The organism is Halovenus rubra (assembly GCF_026586665.1).
Classification (GTDB): domain Archaea; phylum Halobacteriota; class Halobacteria; order Halobacteriales; family Haloarculaceae; genus Halovenus; species Halovenus rubra.
The window spans coordinates 1-2239 of sequence record NZ_JAODIY010000033.1; the positions used below are offsets into that span (position 1 = coordinate 1).

Consider the following 2239-nt stretch of genomic DNA (forward strand, 5'->3'; position numbering starts at 1 on the left):
TACCTGTCTGGATCGGGGATCTTGAACACATCCAGATCCAGACACTTTCTGATGGTTAATTCAGCGATTCAATTCCACTGATTACCTTGGTTGGGAAGTACCGACATTACGTCAAACTGTTGTTGGACTTCATCAAGAACGGTCACCAGACGATGACGGTTTACTCTTCCTTGTTCTGTATCTGCAAACCAAATGTCAGACATACTTGTAAATTTAATTTCGACTGTGTTGACCTTTTCAGACTCTTCATCTTCACTACGAGTGTAGTCTACAGTTATGGCTAACGGCTGGAACGCTGGCTCTTCGTCGACTATCTCATCATGAACTTGGTTTTTATAGAATTCTGTATCTGATTTCGATATCTGGCTATCACCAGATTGTAATCGCAAACAGAGTTCGATTTCTTCTGATTGAAGATGTGTTATCCTGGCATACTTGTTATCATTTGCGACTGTTTCGAACGCATGACGCACTAGCTTTGAGCTAATATCGTTGTCGTTTTTCAGATGTTCGTGATATACTTCTTCCTCTTTGACATTGAGTGTGAGTGCGTCTTCTAGAGTTACATTCTGATCATACACCCATACAGCAAATACACACTGTTTAACACGACAGAGTTGTTGTAACGCACTCCAGAGCTTCGTAACGACCGTAGTTAATTCGTCGACCGTGTCCGTGATACTATTAGCTGAAGAGCGAATTCCTATTTTCCAGCGTCCTGTTGTATCACTAGTACAGGTGATATAATCCTTGTTTTTCTCCGGCGTCATTATTCCCATCTCACTTCTCCGTTTTCGATTATTCCGGTCAGCTTCCTACCATCCATTGTGTTTGGTGGTTAGATCTCGATTTCATTAACAATCATTTCTACATTCACTGCATCATCAGACTTCGCGTAGAAACGCGCTATTTCCGATATTTGATGTCTATATGCTCTCCAGTTTCGAGGTCAAGCTGGTATTCTAAACCCTTCCAGTCAGCCGCCCACAGTGTGTCGTCTTCTATTTTAACCTGAACGTACGCATTTGCATCATCGGATGCTGCTTGAACCGGTTCAGCTGTCCACTTCCGCTGCCCATCCATAGTGAACGCCCACACGTTATTTGTCGCCGGAGAACGACCCCCGGTTTGGAGTAACACGACGACTAGTCCACTAATCTCAACATACGATTGGACTTCTTTCGGAAGCTCAATCGTCGTCCCGTCAATTGTGAGATTTTGACCACTGATTTGTATCTCAGTCATACTGGTAACACCCTCTGGTTGTGGAAATTCTCTTCATCACGAAGCAATCGTGCAAACTGACTTTGGTAGTCTGGTGAGAGTGCTTGGTAGGTACGACCGTCCTGGGGTCCTCGGCTTGGAGGACACGCGCGGTATCGTCAGCACCCAGTGAATTGACCAATTGATGGCCGTCGCTCGTTTCCGAAAGGTGGCGCAACAGTTGAACTCCTAATCGCTGTCGGGATTGGGACGGAATCTTATCTGGAACAATAAGTGCCATATCATCTATATATTGCGGTTAGAATATTTCCTCTGGATCAAAATGAGATGCATACTCTGGGATACCAAAGTCAAACCAGAAGTCTGCTGACCCATGAATTTCACGTCTTACCTGCTTAACTGGAAGCTGGTCAGCCACCGTTTCGAGAAAGTCAGCAAGGTATTTTTGATTCAAATTGTCCGGCGTAGGATCTACTACCCAGAGGTTACTCAATAAACGAACATTTACTGAATAGACGTACATCGATTCTATATTGTCATAGTGAGTATTTGGAAACAGCAGGACGGTTACTTCAAGCGGGTCCCACGTCGAATCTATATCTGCTGGTTCCCCTTTTGCATATTGCACACAGTTAGTGTGATCAATGTATTGGTCAATGTCAGAAATGTTTACTTTAATCTGGTTGTGTTTAAACGGAATATTTGGAATTTCTCGTGTCCTAGAACTGTCCACCTCTGTCGATGCAACGAAATCATGTGCACTGATGCCAGATGAGTCAACAAGATCTCGTTTGATTGTCTCTGCTGGGTTGCCTCCTTCAGCCTCTGGGTTGAGTTTATGATCTGCCTCACATAGCCGAATCTGATAGGAGAGTTGGGTGGGAATTAGAAACCCACCAAAGGCCTCGAACGGCCGTGTTTAATCGCTAGACAGCATCGGATCAGGTCGTCAGAGTAAGGGAGTTGAAGCGGGAGAGTCGAAGTTGTGCAAACTACAATTTCCCGCTTCACCGAA

At 44.6% G+C, this 2239-nt stretch carries 3 protein-coding genes; all 3 read right to left on the reverse strand.

The window, feature by feature from the left end; genetic code table 11:
- Positions 1-68 precede the first annotated feature (68 nt).
- The 3 genes from N5098_RS15175 to N5098_RS15185 all read right to left on the reverse strand — a co-directional run bounded on the left by N5098_RS15175 (position 69) and on the right by N5098_RS15185 (position 1852).
- Positions 69-770, reverse strand: coding sequence for a hypothetical protein (locus N5098_RS15175; protein ID WP_267638731.1), 702 nt, complete (start codon positions 768-770; stop codon positions 69-71).
- Positions 771-906: 136 nt separating this feature from the next.
- Positions 907-1245, reverse strand: a complete 339-nt coding sequence (locus tag N5098_RS15180; protein ID WP_267638732.1) for a DUF7957 family protein — start codon at positions 1243-1245, stop codon at positions 907-909.
- A 277-nt stretch (positions 1246-1522) separates the two neighbouring features.
- Positions 1523-1852, reverse strand: coding sequence for a hypothetical protein (locus N5098_RS15185; RefSeq protein ID WP_267638733.1), 330 nt, complete (start codon positions 1850-1852; stop codon positions 1523-1525).
- Between the last annotated feature and the right edge of the window lie 387 nt (positions 1853-2239).